19 protein-coding genes are annotated in these 25,268 nt (G+C 39.8%); 11 read left to right on the forward strand and 8 right to left on the reverse strand.

All coding sequences use genetic code 11. The annotated features are described in order from the left end of the window. Positions 1 to 12: 12 nt before the first annotated feature. Positions 13 to 468 (reverse strand): ATP-binding protein, encoded by a 456-nt coding sequence (locus ACHUGF_RS06905; RefSeq protein WP_394130050.1) that lies wholly within the window; start codon positions 466 to 468, stop codon positions 13 to 15. Continuing rightward, on the reverse strand, positions 468 to 1,211 hold the full coding sequence (cobB, locus tag ACHUGF_RS06910) for a Sir2 family NAD+-dependent deacetylase (protein ID WP_394130051.1): 744 nt from the start codon (positions 1,209 to 1,211) through the stop codon (positions 468 to 470). The genes ACHUGF_RS06905 and cobB overlap by 1 nt, the downstream gene beginning before the upstream one ends. Before the next feature lie 310 nt (positions 1,212 to 1,521). On the opposite strand from cobB, the gene fur reads away from it, so the two are divergent. After that, positions 1,522 to 1,953, forward strand: coding sequence for a ferric iron uptake transcriptional regulator (gene fur / locus ACHUGF_RS06915; RefSeq protein WP_394130052.1), 432 nt, complete (start codon positions 1,522 to 1,524; stop codon positions 1,951 to 1,953). A 100-nt stretch (positions 1,954 to 2,053) separates the two neighbouring features. Here fur and ACHUGF_RS06920 read toward each other — a convergent pair whose 3' ends face one another. Both ACHUGF_RS06920 and ACHUGF_RS06925 read right to left on the reverse strand, forming a co-directional pair. Beyond that, positions 2,054 to 2,989, reverse strand: coding sequence for a dihydroorotate oxidase (locus ACHUGF_RS06920; protein WP_394130053.1), 936 nt, complete (start codon positions 2,987 to 2,989; stop codon positions 2,054 to 2,056). A gap of 342 nt (positions 2,990 to 3,331) precedes the next feature. Further along, a complete protein-coding gene (locus ACHUGF_RS06925) occupies positions 3,332 to 5,569 on the reverse strand; it encodes a TonB-dependent hemoglobin/transferrin/lactoferrin family receptor (RefSeq protein ID WP_394130054.1) in 2,238 nt (745 codons plus the stop codon). Between the two features lie 272 nt (positions 5,570 to 5,841). Between ACHUGF_RS06925 and ACHUGF_RS06930 the strand changes: the two genes are divergently transcribed. Both ACHUGF_RS06930 and ACHUGF_RS06935 read left to right on the forward strand, forming a co-directional pair. Continuing rightward, a complete protein-coding gene (locus ACHUGF_RS06930) occupies positions 5,842 to 6,216 on the forward strand; it encodes a hypothetical protein (protein ID WP_394130055.1) in 375 nt (124 codons plus the stop codon). 240 nt (positions 6,217 to 6,456) lie between these two features. Next, positions 6,457 to 6,639, forward strand: coding sequence for a hypothetical protein (locus ACHUGF_RS06935; RefSeq protein WP_394130056.1), 183 nt, complete (start codon positions 6,457 to 6,459; stop codon positions 6,637 to 6,639). 171 nt (positions 6,640 to 6,810) lie between these two features. Here ACHUGF_RS06935 and ACHUGF_RS06940 read toward each other — a convergent pair whose 3' ends face one another. Further along, the gene (locus tag ACHUGF_RS06940) at positions 6,811 to 7,638 is read right to left on the reverse strand and encodes a DNA alkylation repair protein (protein WP_394130057.1); all 828 of its coding nucleotides are present in this window, start codon (positions 7,636 to 7,638) and stop codon (positions 6,811 to 6,813) included. 91 nt (positions 7,639 to 7,729) lie between these two features. On the opposite strand from ACHUGF_RS06940, the gene ACHUGF_RS06945 reads away from it, so the two are divergent. Beyond that, positions 7,730 to 8,824, forward strand: coding sequence for an SMP-30/gluconolactonase/LRE family protein (locus tag ACHUGF_RS06945; protein ID WP_394130058.1), 1,095 nt, complete (start codon positions 7,730 to 7,732; stop codon positions 8,822 to 8,824). A 45-nt stretch (positions 8,825 to 8,869) separates the two neighbouring features. Here ACHUGF_RS06945 and ACHUGF_RS06950 read toward each other — a convergent pair whose 3' ends face one another. Then, positions 8,870 to 10,981: a transporter substrate-binding domain-containing diguanylate cyclase gene (locus ACHUGF_RS06950; protein WP_394130059.1), complete on the reverse strand. Its 2,112-nt coding sequence runs from the start codon at positions 10,979 to 10,981 to the stop codon at positions 8,870 to 8,872. 701 nt (positions 10,982 to 11,682) lie between these two features. Between ACHUGF_RS06950 and ACHUGF_RS06955 the strand changes: the two genes are divergently transcribed. Next, complete coding sequence (locus ACHUGF_RS06955) at positions 11,683 to 12,591, forward strand: LysR substrate-binding domain-containing protein (protein ID WP_394130060.1); 909 nt, start codon at positions 11,683 to 11,685, stop codon at positions 12,589 to 12,591. Between the two features lie 56 nt (positions 12,592 to 12,647). Here ACHUGF_RS06955 and focA read toward each other — a convergent pair whose 3' ends face one another. Continuing rightward, positions 12,648 to 14,213, reverse strand: coding sequence for a formate transporter FocA (gene focA, locus ACHUGF_RS06960; protein WP_394130061.1), 1,566 nt, complete (start codon positions 14,211 to 14,213; stop codon positions 12,648 to 12,650). 853 nt (positions 14,214 to 15,066) lie between these two features. Here focA and ACHUGF_RS06965 point away from each other — a divergent pair. From ACHUGF_RS06965 to pflA, 3 genes are all read left to right on the forward strand, one after another. Continuing rightward, entirely contained in the window at positions 15,067 to 16,614 is a 1,548-nt protein-coding gene (locus ACHUGF_RS06965) for a DUF3360 family protein (protein WP_394130062.1), read from the forward strand. A 541-nt stretch (positions 16,615 to 17,155) separates the two neighbouring features. Next, positions 17,156 to 19,438, forward strand: coding sequence for a formate C-acetyltransferase (gene pflB, locus ACHUGF_RS06970; RefSeq protein WP_394130063.1), 2,283 nt, complete (start codon positions 17,156 to 17,158; stop codon positions 19,436 to 19,438). Between the two features lie 80 nt (positions 19,439 to 19,518). After that, complete coding sequence (gene pflA, locus ACHUGF_RS06975; RefSeq protein ID WP_394130064.1) at positions 19,519 to 20,256, forward strand: pyruvate formate lyase 1-activating protein; 738 nt, start codon at positions 19,519 to 19,521, stop codon at positions 20,254 to 20,256. A 32-nt stretch (positions 20,257 to 20,288) separates the two neighbouring features. Here the strand turns inward: pflA and yfbV are convergent, their stop codons facing one another. After that, positions 20,289 to 20,732 carry a terminus macrodomain insulation protein YfbV gene (yfbV, locus tag ACHUGF_RS06980; protein ID WP_394130065.1) on the reverse strand — a complete coding sequence of 148 codons (444 nt, stop codon included), beginning with the start codon at positions 20,730 to 20,732 and terminating at the stop codon, positions 20,289 to 20,291. Positions 20,733 to 20,925: 193 nt separating this feature from the next. On the opposite strand from yfbV, the gene ackA reads away from it, so the two are divergent. The 3 genes from ackA to ACHUGF_RS06995 all read left to right on the forward strand — a co-directional run bounded on the left by ackA (position 20,926) and on the right by ACHUGF_RS06995 (position 25,263). After that, positions 20,926 to 22,128 (forward strand): acetate kinase, encoded by a 1,203-nt coding sequence (gene ackA, locus ACHUGF_RS06985; RefSeq protein WP_394130066.1) that lies wholly within the window; start codon positions 20,926 to 20,928, stop codon positions 22,126 to 22,128. Positions 22,129 to 22,171: 43 nt separating this feature from the next. Next, positions 22,172 to 24,313, forward strand: a complete 2,142-nt coding sequence (gene pta / locus ACHUGF_RS06990) for a phosphate acetyltransferase (protein WP_394130067.1) — start codon at positions 22,172 to 22,174, stop codon at positions 24,311 to 24,313. Between the two features lie 566 nt (positions 24,314 to 24,879). Then, positions 24,880 to 25,263: a hypothetical protein gene (locus ACHUGF_RS06995; protein ID WP_394130068.1), complete on the forward strand. Its 384-nt coding sequence runs from the start codon at positions 24,880 to 24,882 to the stop codon at positions 25,261 to 25,263. Positions 25,264 to 25,268: the final 5 nt, after the last annotated feature.

Genomic DNA, 25,268 nt, shown 5'->3' on the forward strand with positions numbered 1-25,268 from the left:
TTCATATTGCGACTAATTCAGTTCAAACGCTTGGCCCATCCGCTTTATCGCCGCATAAGGCACATTATGTTTATTGCGTTGTGCACATAACCTTTGATGTTCAGAATCTTTAGGCTGCCCAATAACAACTACCCTTACCTGATAGCCCAAAGCTTTTGCTGCTGTTTCATAGGCTAGGTATTCCCAATTACACGTATTAGTATTGTCGCAAATAACAGTGGGCTCACCGTTAGCCATTGCTTGAATAAAGCCAGTTAAGTTTAATTGATGGTATTCAGATAAGCGTTTTGCATTAAAACTGTAGCTCCCATCAACATAAAAATATGTATCCGTAGAGAAATAGCCATATTGTTTAATATGCAATGTCTGTTCAAGCTCCAAGGATTCAAGGTATTGTCGTACCCAATAGCTTTTACCACTACCCGGTAGCCCTCGCATAATAATGGCCAACTTAGTATTTTCAGGCATTAAGCTTGTGCCAATTTACATTTATTTGCACCAAGAATATTTCCGTTCAAAATTGTATCCACAAGCTTTGGCATAATTTCACCGGCTTTACCGGTAAAGTGATATTGAAATTGGCTGTGTGGATCAGGCTGCATCAGATTCACCTCAACGGTTTGTGCACCATGATGATTCGCAGTATCAACAAAGCCCGCTGCAGGGTAAACCGTGCCTGAGGTACCAATCGCAATAAATAAATCACACTCATCTAACGCATCATGAATTCTATCCATGGCAAATGGCATTTCACCGAACCAGACAATATGTGGCCTTAAACGCATAGCCGGAATACAGCAAGTACAACAATTGTCTTCACCAAAAGGTTCACGCAATACAAATGTTTGCTGAGATTTAGGGCAGCGGCCTTTTTTCAGCTCGCCATGCATGTGGATCATGCGTAATGAGCCCGCACGTTCATGTAAATCATCCACATTTTGGGTGATGAGCAACAGCTCACCCTCAAATTCCAGCTCTAACTTTGCTAGCGCTTGATGAGCAGCATTAGGTAAAATTTCTGGTCTTTGTAAATCTTGCCATCGCAGATTATAAAAGCGTTCAACTAGCTGGATGTCTTTGGCATAACCTTCAGGTGTCGCAACATCTTCAATATGGTGTTTTTCCCATAAGCCATCTTGATCTCTGAATGTACTGATCCCTGATTCAGCTGAAATCCCCGCTCCAGTGAGTATGACGATACGACGATACATACTGGCTCCTTTTATCATTATATTTCTAATTAATTGTTCTATGTAAAATGCTAAATCATTTTTACAAAAAATAAGATATCACATTGAATCATCTTAACTAAAAACCACCTAGCTGCAATAAGCCCTTAGTATATGTAAGCCTACTATCACACTTTATCTACGATAGAGAACAAATCTATGCAAATACTAATAAATATCAATCATAAAGATTGAATTAGTTGTGCAAGAGGTTTAAGTTTTAACTTGCAACACATATAATGAATCATTATCCACGGATGAACCTATTGGTTCTGCAATCAAGAGATCAGTAATGACAGATGGAAATCAAGCGCTAAAAAAAGCCGGATTAAAAATAACCCTCCCACGAGTCAAAATCTTAGAGCTAATGCAAAACCCTGAAAACCAACACATTAGTGCTGAGGATTTATACAAAAAACTATTAGATTCAGGTGAAGAGATTGGTCTTGCGACTGTATACCGTGTATTAAACCAATTCGATGATGCAGGCATTTTAACCCGCCATCACTTTGAAAGTGGTAAAGCGGTGTTTGAATTATCAACGCAGAAGCACCACGACCATCTTGTATGTTTAACTTGTGATAAAGTGATTGAATTCTCTGACGAGATTATTGAACGTCGTCAAGATGAAATCGCCATGCGCCACAACATTAAGTTAACTCACCATAGTTTGTATTTATATGGTCATTGCACTAACGATGAATGCGATCACGCAGACGATTAATTGGACTGAGTTAATCCAAGTTTGAAAAAAACCAGCATTGTTGCTGGTTTTTTTGTATTAACTTAATGATTAGCACTGTTTTCATAAACTATCTTTCTATTTACAGTGGTTTCAGTTGGCCTTTTGCTTGGGCTACAGTCATATAATCTTTACTGCCCATGAATTGTTTAAGTTCAGATTCAATACGAGCAAAACACTCTGGGCCTTGTTTTTCAAAGCAAGTGGCAATCTGTACAGCATCCGCACCCGCTAATAGATATTCAAAAGCATCGATTCCAGTATTAATCCCGCCAACACCAATGACACTGACATCATCATTAAGTAGCTCTCTAAATGCGCGCACATTCGCCAAGCCGACAGGCTTAATGTATTCACCACATAGGCCGCCAAAACCACCTTTAGGTTTAATGATCGGTTGCTCAGTATGCGGATCAATCACTAAAGTATTACCAATTGAATTAATACAGGTAACAAATTTCACTGGGAATTGATTGATAATGTCTGCCATCGCTACAAAATGCGACATATCAAAATAAGGTGCAAGCTTGATCCCTATGGGCTTATCACCTAATTCACTGAGTGCGGCTAATGATTGTTTAGTTTGTTCAAAATCATAGGCCACCTGCGCCTTACCTGGTATGTTCGGGCACGAAAAGTTAACTTCAATTAAGTCTGCTTCACTTTCCATAAATGCACTTACCATTTTCACATTGTCTTCAATACTAAATCCCGACACGCTAACAACGACTGGCTTACCTTGCGCTTTTAGATCAGCCATCATAGCCAAATAGGCTTGATAACCTAAATTAGGTAGCCCCATTGATTGAATGGAGCCCAATGCTAAGTTTTGATAACGCGGTAATGGGTTCCCTTCCCTTGCCTCAATGGTACAAGACTTGGTCACCACAGCTGCAGAAGCCGATTGGCTAATGGCTTTGAGCTCGTCAAAACTGGTACATTTAGGGCCAGATGCGTTCATGATATAACTTTGAAGCTCAACATTAGCGATTCGGGTCGAAAGATCCACTGCGGTCATTAGGGTTCCTCACATGTCAGGGTAAAATGTCGGGATTGGCGAGTATTAAGATCTGTGCTTCGCACAAATTGACGGTATTTTACTGAGATACACAGCGTTGTTTGTGATTAACAACAAATTTTTGTACGACAAATATCTTTGACTAGGGGATTTAGTTAATCTTGTGATGGCAATCAATAGCTTGCCATGCTTCACATTGTTCAAGTTGCAAAACGCTGCTATTGCGGCTTGAGATAACTGAGATGCATAACTTGCACAAACGTAGCTATTAACCAATAAAAAACCCACCAGCTTGCACTAATGGGTTTAATGTTAGATGGCCATCTACGCCTGCTCTATCTATTAGAAGGTGTACGACACTTTCACATTAAAGTAACGGCCTGGTTGTGAATAGGTTTCTTCACTGACACCCATAGTTTCCATCAAGAACTTTGACTGACCCGCTACATCTGCATACTCAATGTATTCAGTATCAAATAAGTTGAAAATTCCCGTTCTTAATGTCCAATTATCGTTTAACCTAACATTAGCGGTCAAATCAAATACAGCATAACCAGCGGTGTTATAGACTTGATTAAACATATCTCCACCTGGGAAGATGTCTAAGTCAGTGGTACGGTCCATATGATCTGCAAAACGCATCGTCAAACCAAAATCTAACTCTTTACTATCCAAATAAGTGTAGTAATTAACACCTAAACTCCCTTTTAATGGGCTCACAGAGTTTAAGTAATCACCATTATGATCTTCACCATGGGTATATGAAATGTTGCCCCATAATTCGAAATCTCCAAACCACTGGGTAAATGACGCTTCTGCGCCATACAACTTCACTTTATCTAAATTAGTGTAGCGGTAGTTTAAAGACTGAGGAACAAGACAACCTAATGGACCATCACAACCAACAAATTCCCAATCAATGTAATCATTGGCTTGAGTATAGAAAGCAGTTAATTCATATTGGGTCTCACCATGGTGACCACGAACACCCATTTCTACAGTGTGGCTCGACTCAGATTCAAGGTCATAATTTGCTTGAATAATTACCGGGAAAGGCATGGTGCCATCTCTGACTTCCAACTCCCCCCACTTTTGGTCTGGCGTTGGCATCTTGTAACCATAAGCATATTGCGCGTATATATTAACGTTATTGGTCATGTGGTAAACCAAGCCAAGCTTAGGCGACCAGAAGCCATCGCTCATTTCTTCAAAGTCAGCAGGATCACGACCTGCGTCTGCAGCTTGTTGTTGATCTGGGGTATTTTTAAAGTAGTCATAACGCAAACCAACAATCGCATTCAGTTTGTCATCTAAGAATGTGATGTCATCTTGTATAAACGCACCAACTCTTAAACTCTCAGTATCCGCAAAAGAAAATGTATCTGTCTCAGATGGCACCCAAATGCCGTTGTCCAATACGAGATTTTCTCGTGGACGACTCATTTCAGACTTTTCAATGTCCAAACCGTAAATGATCTGATGGTCATGGCCTGTTAAAGATAAAGATTTGCTGAAGGTAGAAGCAAAACCGACACGATACTCATCAAATGAATAGTCGCGTTTTTCATTTATCTCACGGTCAGAACCGCTCGTACCATCAAAATATTCGCGATATTCTGTTTGATCGGTTTTTCCGTAATACAGCACGAAATCAACATTGTCGTGGATACCACGGTCTTTAGTTGAGCGTAGACGTAATGAAGTATTTAGTGCCTGAGTTGTGCGGTCATAATCAATAGACTGGTCTTTATCAGCGTAATTTTCCCAGCGATAGTACTGTTGCTCTAAGAAGTCTACTGTCAACTGTAGGTTAGTATCATCATTAAAGTGATATTTACTTTTCAGTAATAAACTATTGGTTTCAAGATCAGTGTCTGGCAGGCTGTCGTAATAGTTTTGCTGCTCTTCACCACTTCGGTGTTGGAAACTAATCAGGTTGTCAAAATTACCTTTTCTAAACGCAGTTGTGAAACCAGCTGAATACTCATCATTCATACCGGTATAACCTGCGTTAGCTGAGAAGTGATAATCTTTACCAGAAAGGTAGTCATCTGCATCTTTAGTGGTCATCACCATCACGCCACCCAGTGCATCAGAACCGTACATGGTTGATGCAGCAGTTTTAAGCACCTCAACTTGCTTCAAACCTTCCACTTCGGTTAAACCACGGCCTGTGCCTTCTGCACCAGGCCCAAGTGGTGATGCGTATTGGTTATTAACACGAACGCCGTCTTTTACCATCATGACTCGGTTGCCACCGATTCCACGAATAGTCACAGAGCTGGGCTTACCTGCACCACCTTTCACATCGACAGCGGCTTCGTTCTTAAATAGGCTAGCAAAATCGGTAGACATATTTCTAGCAATCGCTTCTTCGTCAATCACCACTACAGAACCAGCAATTTGATCCAAGGTCTGTTCCATGCGTGAGCCAGAAATGACAATCACTTCATGGAAATTATTGACAATTTCAATCTCTTCTTGTGCCAATACTTGGTCAATTTGCTCTTCTGCAATAACTTGTGGTGACAATGCCGCCGCGATGGCTGCACTGATCATTTTGACTGGAAGCTTTTTCATATCGCTAACCTTAATATATCTGAATAGGAATTCTTCTCATTTGAAAGGCTGCGGATTTTAACATGAACCATTTTTCATTTAGCGATCTTGATCTCACCCTCTAGCGAAACTTTTGTAAAACCGTTCAATTAACTCAATGGCCTAACACAGCGTTTACCCGTCATAAAATATTGTTACAAATTGGTAACTTACAGTTTCTGTCATTACAGGCATGATACTTTTATCAGGCCAATGAACGTATGGATTTGAACTAAGGCAGTAGAGGAAAAATAATGAAAAGATTTATGGTACTAAATATATATGTATTGATATCCATGCTAACAGGTGGTTGTTCTACCATTGGAAAGCTGGAATATATTGACGAACAAGGAATACATAAGACGGCTTGTGATACTCAATATAGTGGTGATCCACAAGTGGATAAATATGCGGTTGAGTTTGTATTGGCCCATTGCGCTAAGCAAGCAACGGCTAAAGGCTACCAAGTAATAGATGAAAGCTTACTTAATATTGATATGACAATTAAGCCTGCACCTATTGGGAAAACATGGTCATTTGAACTTGCCACACTGGAATATAAAAATAAGCAATTAACTGCTAAGCAGTATGGTTATATTATTGCTTTTATCGATCTGAAATTGGATTGAAAATCTTCTATTGAGCAAACAATCTCTCGCTTTAATCGCATCTTGGTTAAGGTAGTGGAAGCAAATTCGCGTTTTAAGTTGCCTGTACTATTTATCCAATAAAATTAAGTGCTAGCTCACTATTAGCCTACAGATAAATTCTTTTAGTTCAAATTCCATTCAACTTTATTGATCTAGATCACCTTGTGCCATTTAGATTTTGGTTAGGGTTGAATCGTCATTTGTTGGAAAGGAGTAATCATGGAACTTAAAAAATGTACTAGGTGCTATACCAACGTGTGTGTGAATGGTAGATGGTTCCATCATGACCACCTTACGGATACAGCCTTCATGCTCAATGGCTCAGATCCAATTAATGTCAAACTACCTGACGTGCCGACGACTGAAAATGAGTTAGTCGATATGCTGCATGAGCATACCTAACCTTATCGTCATTTGTGTTGTTTGAATAAGCTCTTTAGTTCTTTCAATCACGTAAATTAACCTATTCAATAGCCCTGAATACTCCACAGCATACAGGGCTATTTTATGCGTACCATTTACTATTGCTTGGTATAAGCTTGCTACTGCAGATAAACATCACTATCAAACTATTTATAACGCCATTAATTGTTGTTTTGTTGCTGTATCAAATTTTTCGATGGCGTACCTAAAAGTCGTTCTAGGTATATATTGATGCTGCTCAGTTAGATAGGTTATCACGGCTTGTGGGTGATGCACTGACGTCACTTTCAATAACCAACCTATGGACTTTTGTACCATTTCATCTGAATCATCCCTAAGCTGAAGACACTGAGAAAGTATCAAATTGGGATCAAGATAATAAACCGACTTACCCATTTTTCGTTTAATGAACTTCACCAAAGCGACATTACTAGCACGACGACACCAGTTAACGTCAGAGTGCGCCCAACGACTCACTTTAGGAATGAAATGAGGACGCGATAAAAAGAACTGATAAGTGGTTTTTATACATAAATCATCGACATGAGCCCAATTGTTAGCATAATTGCATAACCAGTATTCAAATCTAAAAAATAATCCATCATCATAATGGCGTTTTACATACTTATTAATCAAACCAAACGCAATTAACTGATGCTCAGTATATTGAGCATGTGCCAATACATACTCAGTTACCGCTAGTGTATCTTCAGGCGATAACTCAGGAAATTGACAATAAAACTGAGTAATAATGTGTTTGATATCAGCAGAGTTAAGACCTGCATTATGTATATAATCAGGGAAGAAACGTTGTTGTGACAGCGCTTTACTATCTGAGCGTAACATTAACATCTGCTGATTTATCCAATCACTGCACGTCACAAGATCCACATTACTGATATGCACTTCAATCGTTTTCACAACACTAGTTTGTTCATCACTGAGCATTTCAAAAGGCTTTGCATCAGTTTTATTCATATTGCATCACTATCTTAGCTTAATCGCTGGTATTCAGTATCTTGATATGGAAAGGTAAACATTGCCAATACAATTGACTCGGATTGCTGATATGTTCCACACAAACACACACTTAACCACGACTCTTGATGTAAAACAATACAGCTCACATACTTATAAAAACGTCGTAAGCCTGTGTGCTAATCTGACATTGAGCGAATTGTGGCCTAGTTTATTTGCTTCGCGTAAAGGTTTGTTTACCTCATCAACACGGTTCGCTGCTTTGTTAGGTGTCAGTTTAATAATTTCACCGCAATCAATAGCAAATGAGCTTCATTGCGATGCGAGTAAACTTCCATTATCAACCGATGCTGTCCCAATGTTAATAAGCGACAATTTCAAGTTTCTTGAAGGGCCTACTTGGTCGGCTAATCAGCAAGTGTTTTATTTCTCTGAAATGGATTTTAATGGGCCACAATTGGCTGGACCTGAGGCCAAAATATATACTTGGTCCGAGCATAGTGGGATAAATTTATTTCACCACAGCTCATACAGTAACGGCTTACTCGTAGATGAAAACACACTGTATGTTATGGACCATGGCAACCGTGCATTGTCACAAATATCAATCAATGACAAAGCAAAAAAACAAGCTAGCATCACACCACTGTCGACAAACTTTCAACAACAAGCGTTTAATTCACCCAATGATTTAGTTAAACATATTGATGGCACAATCTATTTTACCGATCCCGATTGGCAGTTAGGTAAGCGAGTAGCACAAACACCCTACACAGGCGTTTACCGCTATCATCAAGGTGAAACCACATTATTGACATCAAAGCTTACTAAACCCAACGGCATTGCCCTATCGCCCGATCAAAACACCTTATATGTGGGTCATGCTGGCAATCAAATCTTTGCTTATCTATTGGCTAAAGATGGCAGCATTGCAGCTGAAGAGTTCATCATAGATATTGATTCACCAGATGGTATGGCAATCGATTGTGCTGGCAACATTTACGCGACTAGTCATAGTCAAGGTAAGCTCCATGTATTCAACTCACAAGGACAGCAGCTACATGAAGTCGGTCTAGGAGTTAATGTCACTAATGTCGCTTTTGGTGGCATCAATCGACAAACTTTATTGATTACTACAGCGAAGGGGTTATACAAAATGAAGACTCAATTGCCAGGATTACAATAAATAGTCGCGAGACATTATCTAGATTCACTAAGGTCGCCGAAAGAGCTACTCATCGGGTAATAGAGAAACTTTATTTCGTCCATTTTCTTTTGAGAAGTAAAGCGCTTTGTCGGCTCTTATCAGTAAGCTATTCACATCGTCGTCGGTACGATAAATTGAGATACCGATACAAGTCGTTTGTTGACCAACAATATCGAATGGAAATTCACTGACTAACACACGCAGTTGCTCTGCCTTTTGAACAGCTTGCTCTGCACCAGTTGCCGGTAAAATGAGTAAAAACTCCTCGCCGCCCCAACGGCCAAAGAAGTCGACTTCACGTATATTATTCCCTATTAATTGACAAAACTGCTTCAGGAAAATATCCCCAACGTGGTGCCCATGAGTATCATTAATACGTTTGAAGTGATCAATATCCAGCATGAATACAGCAAATAGCACATTGCTGCGCTGACTACGATTAATTTCATCACGTAAAGCTTGGTCACATTGCCTGCGATTAAAAATACCTGTGAGTTTATCTGTTGAAGAAATCACTTCAAGCTTATGGTATGCCTCTTCTAGCTTTTGATCTTTTTCTTTTAATTGTGACAGCAACAATGACAATGAATGTTTCTCGTTATGGATGCGTTGATTCCAAAACATGAATATCATGATGATCACTGAAAATAACGCGATCAGTTTATATACCATGGTGTAATCAATATAACTTTGATAATTGACTGCCATATATTTATTAAGAATAGTCTGATGCTGAACTTGGCTAATACTTGCCACTAACTTTTCGAATATGCCCAACAGAATTAAATCATCCTCTGGCACTGCAACAGACAATTCAAACTTCTCATCAAATCGACCCGAGACCTTAATGCTATTTCGTCCATCGAGTTGTATCCGCCGACTAATATTGGCTAAAGAATCAGCGAAGCCAAACAACTGACCTTGTTCAACTAAATCAAGTCCATCAGACAGTGATTTGATAGGCATAAAAACCACATCAGGGTAACGTTGCTGGAATAACTCAATAAAAGCATAACCATCAATCAGCCCCACTTTTTTACCCACTAAGCTTTCAAAATCTTGTATAAACTCTGCTTGTTTTAACGTGGCTATCACTAGAGGAATTGATAGATAAGGTTGAGTGAAGTTTAAATATTTTTCTCTTTCAGGTGTACGCATGGCGAGAGTCAACCAATCACAACGACGATTTTTGGTCGCTTCGAGTGACTCTTTCCACGTTTTTGTCTGCACTAAGTTAAATGGAATTTTTAGCTGTTGCTGAAAATAGTCAAACATATCAGCGCTCATCCCCACATGTTCACCATCTTCATTGGCTTCAAAAGGGTACCAGTTTGGATCAATACAATAGTTAAATGAATGCTTTTGATAAAGGTACTGCTTCTCTTGCTGACTAAACTTAATGGCATCAGTATCAAAACCACGTAACCAATGATTTTTCAGTTCTTCTAACCGAAACGGATTAATTGAAGCCAGTGCTTTGTTAAAAATTGAAGCAAGCTCTTGATGTTGTTTTAAAAAACCAAAGTGCAATGGACTAGGTTGATCCATAATAAATGATGTGGTGATAAATTTACTTATCCCCATTTTGTCTGCAAGATAATAAATAGATTCATCCAATACAGCTAAATCCACTTTGTTATTTACGATTGCATTTAATACTTGGTAATTATCATCAAAATAAATGATTTCAACGTCACCAAGTTCGCGTGTTAAACGTTCAAATGCCGCATTATCTTTTTGTACAGCAGCTTTCGCTCTGAACACATCACTGGCTTGATAAATTTTTCGATGATTGAGCCGGTTTACAATCACCACAGGCGTTAAGTTGATATAGGATTGGCTATAATTAAATACAGTTTGGCTTTGCGCGGTTTTTACCATACTTGATAAACCATGGTATTCACCATTCACTGTGCGATTTTGGACATCACCCCAAACGCCCAATTCAAACTCTATTGAAAGTCCTGTGCTCTGTTCAATTAAATCGGCTAAATCTCGATCAAAACCGACTATCTGTCCTTGATTGTTTTGAAAAATAAACGGTTCAAAACTTGCGCCACTCGCTATGCGGATAACGGGGTTTTGTTCAATGAATTGTTGCTCTTGTGGGCTAAGACTTATTGAGTGGGCAAACACAGTCGTAGACAGGCATAAACAGCCAATCAACTGAATGCATCTGATTAAAACTATTTTTACTGAACAAAGGTAAAATTTAGCCAACTTCATGGTTATTGATTTTTGGTCGATGATTGCCGCAGTCGACACATAAAAATAATCTTAATTTTCATATGATTGGTTACCCAATAGTGCTTATTTCAGAGTTTAAATCACCTGTACAGTCGGCCTTAATTCGATTGCAATTTGATGGACAACACGCCATGACTCAACAGTGGTGTGATTTAGTGGGACGATTGTAGCCAAAGCCAATTACATTATGTGATTAATTTTCAATCTATTACTAATTGTAGGAGTGGTTAATTAAAATACAAGTTGATCCACAATAAATAGATTTAATACTCTACTTTGTTGATAGCTGATAAAACAGAAATGAATTGTATTTACAGAACAATAGGGGTCAATAAATAGCTACCTAATTCACACATTAGTGTATTAGTTGACGATTCTCGCATTAAAACAATATTTTCAGTGTGTTACAGCTTTCTTAATCGATTAAAAATAGTATTGTATAGGGTGTGTATCAGTGCACTACTTAACAAAGCACCCAAAATAACTTTCAATAACTAAGTCTCAATTATGAGAACTATTAGGGTAAGCTGATCAGCCGTTAACGAGTGTTCAACCATTAAATCTGAAATATCACCTTGGAGATAGTTGAAATGAAATTCTCACTGAAACAGATTGCTGTATTTGATGCAGTAGCGAGTTTAGAAAGTGTCAGTGCGGCTGCCAGAAAACTGTCTATGACTCAATCTGCTGTTAGTATGTCGCTTTCACAATTAGAAAGCTTACTCAACCGACCATTGTTTATTCGACAAGGCAATAGACTCATCCTCAGCCATTGGGGCAGTTGGTTAAAGCCCAAAGCGCGTAAGCTATTACAAGATGCTGAACAAATTGAATTTGGTTTACATCAACAACACTTGATCAGTGGCAACTTAAAAATATGTGCTAGTCAAACGGCTGCTGAATACTTAATGCCTCAATTAATCAGCAATATTGATAGTGATTTTCCTGAACTTAGGATCCAGTTAAGTGTAGAAAATACCGATCACGTGGCTCAAGGTGTACTTGATTTTGAATTTGATTTAGGGATTATCGAAGGCAGAAACAATGACCGCCGCTTGAACGAGCAAAAATGGATTGATGACCATTTAGTGATTGTTTCTACACCCAACCACCCTTTCGCTAAGTTGAATTATGTGAGTTTGGCTCAGCTTGAACAAGCATTATGGGTGCTACGTGAACAAGGTGCAGGCACAAGATATATTTTCGAAAGTGCTATTCATGGCAAGATTGAAAAGCTCAACGTCTGGAAAGAATATGAGCAAGTGACCTTGCTAAAAAGCTTAGTTCAAAATGGCAACTACCTGACTTGCTTGCCACATCTTGCCGTTGAGCAAGAAGTAAACGAAGGTAAATTGGTGGTATTACCAACGCCAGATTTAGACTTACAACGTCATTTAAGTTTTATATGGCGTCATGATATGGGCGAAAACCCATTAAGAGATTGCGTGCTGAATGAAGCAAAACGTTTAATCAAACAGCTGTCAATGTCTTCACGATAATCCGAAAACAAACAAGGGAGCAATAGATGCTCCCTTGAACTCAGTATTTACTGCAATTAATTGATCACAGAGGATAGTTTTGCAGCAATGGCCTCACGTGATATCACCCCTCTCAATACACCCGCATCGACGACTGGGAAGCAACTTGGTTTACGAGCATGTGACATTCTTAAACGTTCATCATAGCTGGCAAAATTGGCCCCAGCATAAATACCAGCTTGAGTACTCGGGTACAGCTTTTCACGGTCAACCACCATCATTTCAACTAAATCAGCCACTTTATCATCACCAGATACCGTTAATACCTGTTTTTGCATAATATCCTGTACATAATGCATTTGCTGACTTGAAAATTCATCCGACCATAAACTGCGCATTAAATCCTGCTCTGTAACAAAGCCAACCAAATGTTGCTTATCGTCAATCACAGGTGCGCTACGTTTGTTATTATCAACCAAGCACTTCAACCCTGCCTGTACGGTCATAGCAGGCGATAAAGTCAATGGCTGTGTATCCATCAACTCACTAACATTTTTACTGATAATTGAATGAGGCATAAGTTGACTCTCCGTTATGGTACGTGATGAAAATAAAGGTTTTAAAGGAATTACGACTGTAGAAGCAATTTGGTTACTTTCTGTTGGTATTTCTGTTGTGCTTGGTGACCCCTCTTCAGGGTAAGCTAGGTGTACATTAGCTTGTCCGATGTGGTTTTTGTGACTCATTGCCTTATCTTGATGTTTACCATGGCGCTCAATCATTAAATATCCTAAGGCAACCACAACGCCTCCGCCAACAATATTGCCTAACGTCACCGGAATTAAATTATTAAAGATAAAATTTGAAGCTGTTAAACCGGCATATTGCTCAACTGTAATGCCAGCCACCTCGAAAAATGACTCAGGTGCAAAGTGTTGTATAACTATTGCTAAAGGCACTAGAAACAAATTTGCGATACTGTGTTCAAACCCACTGCTCACAAACATGGCAACCGGTAACATCACTAATAAAGCTTTAGTTAAGGTATCTTTACTGCTTAATGTCATCCAAATACCTAGACATACCATCATGTTACATAAAATGCCGAGTACGAATGCTTGCATCCAATCATGGTGTAATTTGTGATCGGCAAGCGCCAATAAGTTCGCCCCCCATAAGCCATTGTTGAGCATGTACATCTTTGCGCCAAACACGAGTAAAAGCATAAATAAGGCACCGATAAAATTGCCGATGTAAACCCTAGACCAACACGCTAATAATGCCGTTGAAGACAGTTTTTTCTCTGCCCACGCAATAGTACTCAGTACGGTACTGGTAAATAGTTCACCACCACAAATTACAACCAGTATTAAGCCTAAGCTAAAAGCTAATCCACCAATGAATCTGGATATGCCCCAATCCATTGTCGAGCCCGTCGTGACTGTCACATAAAATACAAATGCCATTGCGATAAACATGCCAGCAAACACCGCTAAACCGAATGATTCGACAGGTGACTTTAACGCTTTACTGTGGCCAAAGTTTTGTGCTTTACGACACAAAGATTCATTCGTACGCGTTACACTGTTACTACGTATATATTCATCAGCAGCTTCACTTTTCACTTGATGAAGGGCGTTCATAGTGATCCCTCCACCTTGAAATTTACTGTTAACTCATCACATTGAGATTTAGCCAAGCGTGCTCCACAAGCGGTGTATGTTTACCTTATTGATAAAATAACTGGAGTTAGGGATGAAGTATAATTGATACTTGTTAGTGTAAGTATCAAATTAACTGATTAACATAAGTAAGGTGTACGCCATACACAAATGACATAGATGAAAACATAATGAATAAAAACAACACCTTACAAATACCACTTTGATATGAAAGTGCTACAACAAATTTACACAATAATTGTAAGTTAAAATGTAAACTGTTAAAAAAGCGCCATTTACGCTTAAGCTAACTCAACCTATAGTCCAATCAAGCACGTTGTTACACATAACCAACAATCAAACACATGCACCAAAGTAATGCTCCATAGCTAGCCAAATATTAATAAAGCTAGATTAACCGATGAAAATCAATCACTTAACTTTTAACAATGAAAATAACAATCTTGCCGCCTGCACTTAACGGCTTGATATGCTTGAATGATAGGTATATCACAAGCAATATGCATGCCCGATGTTAATTGAATGCATAAAATGTATAATTTTATGCTATCAAGATCCCAAATATTTCGATCGCCTATATCACCTTTACTGATAGCAGATGCGAGTGTTAAATCCATATGATAATATTCAAGGGTAAATTGGTAAGACCAATTGATTTTGATTGAATATTGCAAATGAATACTATGTAAACAGTCAACATCATTCATTACAAACAATAACAACGCAGTTCTAAATGCAGGCACAATACCAGTAATTGTGCTATTACTTTTCATCAACTTATTGATGAGCATGTTCTTTTCGGAGAATTTATTTTATGTCAGATACTAGCCCGCGCTCGGATTCAACTCAGCAAGATGAATCTGGCCATGACCAGTCATACCAAGCGCTTCATCGACCAGCTTCTGAATTTGAAACTCGAGAAGCCTATTTAGACAACGAATTAAAAATCATGAAACCCAAACGTTGGGGACTTAATTTACCAGGTAGAGATTTCAGATTTGAATGGGAAGACTTGGTACCCGCGATTGCTGGTACAATAGGCATCACAGTCATGTATTCTGCTGTAATGGCTGCATGGGCATCAGGACTAAGTGAACGTTGGGACCACGTCAATTTAGATGCGTCTTTTGCCATCGAAGTGGTCCGTGTTGAAATGCTCATTCCAGCATTACTTTTTTGCATCATCGGCTCTGGCTTTATTAACCCAAGAGCAAATTTAGCCGGTAACCATGGACCGATGATCCCGTTAATTGGTGCCATTGCCTTAGCAGGTGCTCACCCATTGGCATTAGCCATTTTATTGGGTATTTTTGGTTTAATGCTCAGTTACGTAAAAGGCGGTTCTCGGCTAGTCAATTTAACTTCCAGTGGCGTGGCTGGCGGTCTGTTAGTTTTCCTTGGATTTATGGGAGCTAAGAGTCAAATAGGTTCATTATTTGACTGGGCTGGCGGGTTACAATCTAAACATCAGCTTGACTATAGTTTAGGCTACGTCGCCTTTATTATTCTGCTTGTAAATGTCATTCTATACGCCTATTTAGCTAAAATTGCTAAGCGATGGTTAGCCATCCCGTTATGCTCCATTACTGCGATTGTACTTGCATTTGCGTTGGGTGCAGGTCTAGATTTAACCTTTGTGACCGAACCTGGTTTGCCTAATCTAAACCCCGTTCATTGGTGGGGATCAACCGAAACTGGTTGGCAGCTTGGTTTGCCTAATGTTCAGCACTTTATTGCATCATTACCTTTTGCGATTCTCGCTGTTGCTATGTGGTCACCTGACTTTTTAGGTCATCGTATCTTCCAAGAATTAAATTACCCTAAGGGCAGTGAAAAAGTATTAATGGATGTTGACGATACCATGACTAACTGCTCAATTCGCCAGATGGTAGGTACAGCTGTTGGTGGTGGTAATATCACTTCTTCGTGGGGCACTTATATGATCCCAGCCGCCATCGCTAAGCGCCCTATTCCAGCAGGCGCTATATTACTTGGATTACTCTGTATTATTGTGGCAATTGCCGGTTATCCAATGGATGTAACGGTGTGGCGACCAGTTATGTCAATTGCACTACTTGTAGGTGTATTTTTGCCGCTACTTGAAGCGGGTATGCAGATGGTTAAAGACACTCAAAACAGTCAAGCTGCTGGTATTTGTATCTTTGCTGCTTTTGTAGCAAACCCAGTATTAGCTTGGGCACTGACAATGCTGTTAGATAACAATGGTTTAATTGGCGATAAAGACAGACCAAAAACATTGAGTTTTGCTGATCGAATGGTTATTCCAGGTCTTGCTTTCCTCATTTGTTTAATGGCGATGTTAGCTGTTGGTATGATCCAAGGCATACCCGCTTTACTCTAGTTAAAATCTCCTCTTGCTTGCGTTGGTGACTAACACTGTCACCAACGCTTCAGATGAACTGCCCTCACATCTATACAATCGCTAATTTCCCCCTTTTAAATCAACAGAGATAATTGTTTCACTAAGCAATTCAGGCTTTGTGTACTATTTTATAGATCTCCAATACAAAGTTTGTAGTGCATTTAACTAGGTTATTTATCTATGCCAACATGAAAGTGTTAAAATAAAAGTGTTACCTTGATAACATTTTTTATAAATAAACGTTTAAAAGCCTCGATAGTACTAAGAAACACCGGCATCTTATGCTAATATCTTTATGGTTAATTGGTCTTACCAATTATATTCATTATTAGAGTACATAATGAATTTGATGCGAGAAACAGAATTCATAATCGGCATTGGCTGATTAAACAGTGATGCTCCTATGAGACTTAGCCATAGAGTGTCACTGAATAAAGATTACTGGATTATCAGCAGCATCGTCAGTCGTCGCTGGTGTGATAAACCATCTCCTTATTATTAAATAAAAGGTAGTAGTGAAATGACCGAAAAAACTGAACAATTTATCAAAGCTTGGGAAGGATTCACCCCAGGTGATTGGAAATCAGAAGTCAACGTTCGCGACTTTATCCAACAAAACTATACCCCGTATGAAGGTGATGAATCTTTTCTAGCTGAAGCTACGCCAGCCACCACAACCCTATGGGATAAAGTGATGGAAGGTATCAAACAAGAAAATACTACTCACGCACCAGTAGATTTTGATACTGATAAAGTATCGACTATCACTTCTCATGATGCCGGTTACATCAATAAGCAACTTGAAACAATCGTAGGTCTACAAACAGACGCACCACTTAAACGCGCCATGCTACCAAACGGTGGTATTCGTATGGTTGAAGGTTCATGTAAAGCATACGACCGTGAACTAGATCCAGCTATCAAATATACTTATTCAGAGCTACGCAAAACACACAACCAAGGTGTGTTCGATGTGTATACCCCAGAAATTATGGCTTGTCGTAAATCTGGCGTATTAACAGGTTTACCTGATGCATATGGCCGTGGCCGTATTATTGGTGATTACCGCCGTATCGCGTTATACGGTATCGATTACTTAATGCAAGATAAGTACGCACAATTTGGCTCACTTCAAGCTGACTTCGAAAATGGTGAAGACTTATCAGGTGTCATCCAGCTACGTGAAGAAATTGCTGAGCAACACCGTGCACTAGGCCAAATGAAACAGATGGCTGCATCTTATGGTTTTGATATTTCAGGGCCAGCAACCAATGCACAAGAAGCGATTCAATGGACTTACTTTGGCTACCTTGCTGCAGTAAAAAGCCAAAATGGCGCAGCAATGTCATTAGGTCGTACATCTAGCTTCTTAGATATCTTTATTGAACGTGATATCAAAGCAGGCGTGATTACTGAAACACAAGCACAAGAGATGGTTGACCACTTCGTAATGAAATTGCGTATGGTTCGCTTCTTACGTACCCCAGAATACGATGAGCTATTCTCTGGCGACCCAATTTGGGCAACTGAATCAGTAGCGGGTATGGGATTAGACGGCCGCACATTAGTCACAAAGTCTAGCTTCCGTTTCTTACATACCTTATACAACATGGGCCCAAGCCCTGAGCCAAACATTACAGTATTGTGGTCTAATCAATTACCGCAAGGCTTTAAAAACTACTGTGCCAAAGTGTCTATCGACACGAGCTCAATCCAGTACGAAAATGATGATTTAATGCGTCCTGATTTCGAATCAGACGACTATGCAATTGCGTGTTGTGTAAGCCCAATGATTGTGGGTAAACACATGCAGTTCTTCGGTGCTCGCGCCAACTTAGCTAAAACCATGCTTTACGCTATTAACGGCGGTATTGATGAAAAGCTAAAGAAACAAATTGCGCCTAAATCAGACATGATCACTGCTGACGTGCTTGATTTTGACGATGTCATGGGTCGCTTAGACACGTTAATGGATTGGTTAGCGACACAATACGTATCTTCACTCAATGCTATCCACTATATGCATGACAAGTATTCATATGAATCAGCATTAATGGCGCTGCATGACAGAGATGTACGTCGTACAATGGCTTGTGGTATTGCGGGTTTATCTATTGCAGCTGACTCTTTATCTGCGATTAAATTTGCCAAGGTTAAGCCTATTCGTGACGAAGATGGCGTCGCAGTTGACTTCGATATTGAAGGTGAGTACCCGAAATTTGGTAATAATGATGCCCGCGTAGATGACATTGCATGTGATCTTGTTGAACGCTTCATGGCTAAAATTCGTAACAAGAAAATGTACCGTAACGCCATTCCGACCCAATCTATCCTGACTATTACTTCAAATGTAGTTTATGGTAAGAAAACGGGTAATACTCCTGATGGTCGTGAATCAGGCGCACCATTTGCACCAGGCGCTAACCCAATGCATGGCCGTGATGAAAGCGGTGCAATTGCATCACTCACATCTGTTGCTAAGCTACCATTTGCACACGCACAAGATGGTATTTCTTATACTTTCTCTATCGTGCCAAACGCGTTGGGTAAAGATGAGAATGGTCGCTGTGCTAACCTCGCCTCATTGATGGACGGCTACTTCATGAGTAACGAAGGTCGTGAAGGTGGACAACACTTAAACGTGAACGTGATGAATCGTGAAATGCTAGAAGATGCGATTGTGAACCCTGAAAAGTATCCGCAATTGACCATCCGTGTTTCAGGTTATGCGGTTCGATTCAACGCATTAACACCTGAACAGCAGAAAGATGTGATTACACGTACTTTCACTAAAGGCTTATAAGTAGGTAACATAAGGCTGTATCGAAATATCGGTACAGCCTTTTCATTATCTATATAATAAGTATTATTTAAGGACGTTACATGACATTAGGTCGCATTCATTCAATCGAATCATTTGGCACTGTTGATGGGCCTGGGATTAGATACATTGTATTCATGCAAGGTTGTTTGATGCGTTGCCAATATTGTCATAACCGTGACACCTGGGATTTAGATGGTGGTAAACAAGTTAGTGTTGATGATCTTATGCAACAAGTGCTGTCATATAAGCCGTTTCTTGAATCAAGTGGCGGTGGTGTTACAGCGAGTGGTGGCGAGGCCATTTTACAAGCTAATTTTGTTGCGGATCTTTTTAAAGCCTGTAAAGCCAGTGGCATTCATACCTGCTTAGATACCAATGGATTTGTTCGCAAATATGAAGCTGTGATTGATGAACTGCTCAACCATACAGATTTGGTATTACTAGATATCAAACAAATGGACGATCAGAAACACATTGATTTAACAAAAGTCAGTAATCAACGCACTCTACAATTTGCCCAATATCTTGCTAATCGAGGTCAGAAAACCTGGATTCGCTATGTAGTTGTCGATGGTTTCACCCAAGATGAGCAAAGCGCAATAGAACTCGCTGAGTTTATCAAACCTATGGGTAACATCGAAAAAGTTGAGTTACTGCCCTATCACCAGTTAGGTGAACACAAATGGGCTAACTATGGCGAAGAATACAGTTTAAAAGACGTGAAACCACCATCAACAGAAGTGATGGACAAAATTAAAGCCATATTTACTGAGCGCGGTATTAATGCAGTGTACTAATGTACTAACAGGCATTTACCAATTAGTTTAGCTTAAAGCTCTTCCCAATAGCTTTTATCTAAACGTTCAAAAGCCAGCTTTAAAATATATGCCATATCAATATAACTAGCGTTTGCAGTAAGAGGCTGACAATTAATGCCCATTTCAGTCAATTTATGACTGAGTTGGTTGCTCCAATCAAATAGTGTTAGGGGTAACGGGTGTTTAGCGCGCCAACCTAACCAAATAAAACCTTGGATAGGTAAGCTGATAAAAAATAAACCCGTGGCAATGGCCTGAGGCAGGAATGTCCAGCCCAGTATTAATGTTTGCGTTACCACGGTTATCAACGCTAAGACAGGCATAGCGTACATCGCAATCTGAGTCGCACGTATCACGCGGTACTCAGGAAAATAATAGCCAAGTTGCTTCACCATCGGCCAAATTTTCATATAACGGCGGCCTTCGGTGAGCAGAGAATACACATTAACAAACAAAACAACACCGCCAATACCTATAGGGATAAGCTTAGACTAGCATAACAGCTAATCTAGCCCCAAATTATTGCCGCGTATTTGTTGGTTATTAACACAGATTTTAATCGTTTACTTCTACACTAATTACTAGTCGTGAGCGGTTTAGCAACTTAAGCACAAACTTATACAATTTTGTTATTAAAAAGGCGTTAACATGTCAGATAAATTAGTACTCGTTCTTAATTGTGGCAGTTCATCTTTAAAATTCGCTGTTATTGATGCAGCAAGTGGCGATGAACATATTTCAGGTCTAGCAGAATGTTTTGGTCTAGAAGATTCACGCATCAAATGGAAAAGTAACGGTGAAAAGCACAGTGCTCAATTAGGTGCATTCACTGCACACCGTGAAGCAGTTGAGTTTATCGTAAATAGCATTCTAGCTGCACATCCTGAGCTTGCTGCACAAATTAAAGCCATTGGTCACCGTATTGTACATGGTGGTGAAAAGTTCACTCGCTCAATGATCATCAATGAAGATGTAATCAAAGGTATTGAAGATTGTGCTTCATTAGCTCCATTGCATAACCCTGCGCATTTAATTGGTATTCGTGCGGCAATGGCTTCATTCCCTGCGCTACCTCAGGTTGCGGTTTTTGACACTGCATTCCACCAAAGTATGCCAGAAAAAGCCTATATTTACGCACTGCCTTATAAGCTATATCGTGAACATGGTATTCGTCGCTATGGTATGCACGGTACCAGCCATTTATTCGTCAGCCGTGAAGCTGCAAAAGTATTAAATAAACCAGTCAACGAGACCAATGTTATTGTTGCCCATTTAGGTAATGGTGCATCAGTCACCGCAGTAAAAGGCGGTAAGAGTGTTGATACATCAATGGGCTTAACCCCACTTGAAGGTTTGGTGATGGGCACTCGCTGTGGTGATTTAGACCCTTCAATCATCTTCCACCTTGTTAATCAAGTTGGCTATACCCTTGATGAAGTCAATAATGTGCTAAACAAGCAAAGTGGTCTGCTGGGTATTTCTGAACTGACAAATGACTGTCGTGGTATTGAAGAAGGCTATCAAGATGGACATAAAGGCGCCACTTTAGCACTAGAAATATTCTGCTATCGCCTTGCCAAATATATCGCTTCTTACTCTGTGCCACTGGGCCGAATTGATGCTGTTATTTTCACTGGCGGTATTGGTGAAAACTCTGATGTGATCCGCGAGAAAGTATTGAACTTACTGTCAATTTTCAATTTCTCAGTTGATGCAGATAAAAACAAAGCGGCACGCTTTGGCAATGAAGGCATTATCACAACCGATGACAGTACTGTAGCAATGGTGATCCCAACCAATGAAGAATGGGTTATCGCTGAAGACTCAATCAAGTTAATTGCTGCACTATAAAATTATCTAAACAATTTAACTACATAGACAAGTAGAGGACATTATGTCTCGAAATATCATGTTAATCCCGATTGGCATCAGTGTCGGCCTAACTTCATTGAGTTTAGGTATGGTGCGTGCATTAGAGCATAAAGGTGTAAAGGTTCGCTTTTTTAAGCCAATCGCTCAAATTCGCCAAGGCGATAACGGCCCTGAGCGCTCGACAACCATTTTAAGTAAATCTCCAACGGTTAATCCACTTGAGCCTTTTGGCATGGATGAGGCGCAAAACCTTATTCGCTCAGAGCAAACAGATGTCTTACTAGAGAAAATCATTGCACGTGTTGCTGAATCAACAGAAGAATCAGAAACGATTGTCATTGAAGGTCTAGTGCCAACACGCAGTCACCCGTTTGCTGATGATATTAACTATGAAATCGCTAAAGCGCTTGATGCTGATATTATTTTTATTGCGACACCAGGTAATGATTCGCCAACCACACTAATGAACCGATTAGAGATCGCTTCAAATAGCTGGGGCGGCTCGAAAAACTCTCGTATTATGGGTGCTATCATCAACAAAATTGGTGCACCTGTCGATGATGAAGGCCGTGCTCGCCCTGACTTATCAGAGGTATTTGATAACAAAGCACCTCAAGTTGAAACATCAAGTATGTTCCAACTACCAGGCAAAAGCCCGCTGCGAATTTTAGGTAGTGTGCCATTTAATGTGGACTTAATTTCACCACGAGCATCTGATTTAGCTAAGCATTTAAATGCCAAAATAATTAATGCTGGCGAAATGAATATTCGCCGCATGCGCCGTGTTACCTTCTGCGCTCGTAGTATCCATAATATGGTTGCTCATATTAAAGCCGATTCATTATTAGTCACCTCAGGCGATCGTTCAGATGTGATTGTTTCCGCCTGCTTGGCTGCTATGAATGGTGTTAAAATTGGTGCCCTACTGCTCACAGGTGGTTATGAGCCTGAACCAGAAGTTATGGCATTATGTGAGCAAGCATTTGAAACAGGTTTACCCGTATTCTTAATTGATTCAAATACATGGCAAACCTCGTTAAACATCCAGCGTTTTGACCATGAAGTCCCGGTAGACGATGCTGTACGCGTTGAAAGTGTGCAAGAGTTTGTTGCAAGCCACATTGACCACAATTGGATTGAAACCTTCACCCAAAACTCACCGCGCGACCACTTATTATCACCACCAGCATTTAGATACAAACTCACAGAGCTTGCACGTGCAGCAGCCAAGAAAATTGTACTACCTGAAGGTGAAGAGCCTCGTACTATCAAAGCAGCTTCTATTTGTGCAGAACGTGGAATAGCTAAGTGTGTGCTTCTAGGTAACCGTGAAGAAATATTCCGTATTGCTGCGCAACAAGAAATTACCCTAGGCGATGGCATTGAAATCATTGATCCAATTGCTGCGCGTGAACGTTATATTGAACCAATGCTAGACTTGCGTCGCCACAAAGGACTAACAGAAGTTGTTGCTAAAGAGCAGCTTGAAGATAACATGGTACTGGGTACCATGATGTTAGCTGAAGATGAAGTTGACGGCATAGTATCTGGTGCGGTGAATACCACGGCAAATACCATCCGCCCTCCATTACAGCTGATCAAAACTGCGCCGAACTCAAGCTTAGTTTCATCGATTTTCTTCATGTTAATGCCGGATCAAGTGTTGGTTTATGGTGACTGTGCTATCAATCCAGACCCGAATGCCGAACAACTTGCTGATATCGCCATTCAGTCAGCAGAGTCAGCTGCAGCGTTTGGTATCGAACCCAAAGTAGCGATGATCAGTTACTCAACGGGTACATCAGGTACCGGTTCTGATGTTGACAAGGTACGTGAAGCCACCCGCATCGCCAAAGAGAAACGCCCTGACTTGGTAATAGATGGTCCACTGCAATATGACGCTGCTGTGATGCCAAATGTAGCTCGTTCTAAAGCGCCAAATAGCCCAGTTGCAGGTAAAGCGACAGTATTTGTATTCCCTGATCTCAATACAGGTAATACAACCTACAAAGCTGTACAACGTAGTGCCGACTTAATCAGTATCGGTCCTATGCTTCAAGGTATGCGTAAGCCGGTAAATGACTTATCTCGTGGTGCATTAGTCGATGATATTGTCTACACAATTGCACTCACTGCAATTCAAGCAGATCAAAGTGAAGCTTAATTCACTGCATTGACTAACTTAACGTGTATTGAAATAGTAAAAGCGCTAACCAAGGTTAGCGCTTTTACTATTTAGAGATGCAATTGTCTATCAACAGGCTAATAAATAGCTTTAATAGTAAAGTACAACATTTGAGTTACTTCTGTGCATTTTTTGCCGATAAAATTGATTATATTTTGTACACAAAAAACAGGGTGTTATTTTTTAGCCAGCATTAAAAGACACATTTAAACAGATACTTAGATTAAACATTCAATTTCACTAACACACTTGTCCACAGAATTTGTGGATAACATTCTTTGATACAGATAAAGCATACTCATTTTAGGTTATTGACCCATATAGAAATGTCTACTCAATTTGCTCATCGAAATATGCCTCACAGGGTTTCATTGCGCTTTAAAACCAAGCATTTATCATCAATTATATTGTCATGGCTGCAATTAACCGTAATACTATTAACACCATAACCTTCTGGACCATACTATTCACTCATGACATTACAAGTAAACCTGTCTCGCCTCTTGCTAATATTTAGCTTTTTCCTACTCAGTGCCTGTGAGCCCATGAAAGAGAAAGGTCAAATATCATTAACACCTGAGCAAGTTTCTCTTGGATTTTTTCAGGCCATATACATCGACAAAGATGTGACCAAAGCAAGCGGATTTGTTACTGATGATATTAAACAAGTGATCATGAGTTACCACATTGCTTCTCAAGTTCAGCGCCATGTACTTGGATTGTCGATGAACAATGTCACACTCAGTGTGAGTGATATTGATATCGATTTTTTTAGACGCTTTACTGATGACGTAACTGTGGTGGTGAAAATTGAAGGTAAACGAGGTGATCAAGATTGGGTTGATGATAGAACCTTAAGGTTGCAAAAAAAGGTAAGAACGTGGGTTATTGTAGAAATCATGCCTGAAAAAGGCCGCATTGAAGGCTAGAGATA

The organism is Shewanella maritima, assembly GCF_043643735.1.
Lineage (GTDB): Bacteria > Pseudomonadota > Gammaproteobacteria > Enterobacterales > Shewanellaceae > Shewanella > Shewanella maritima_A.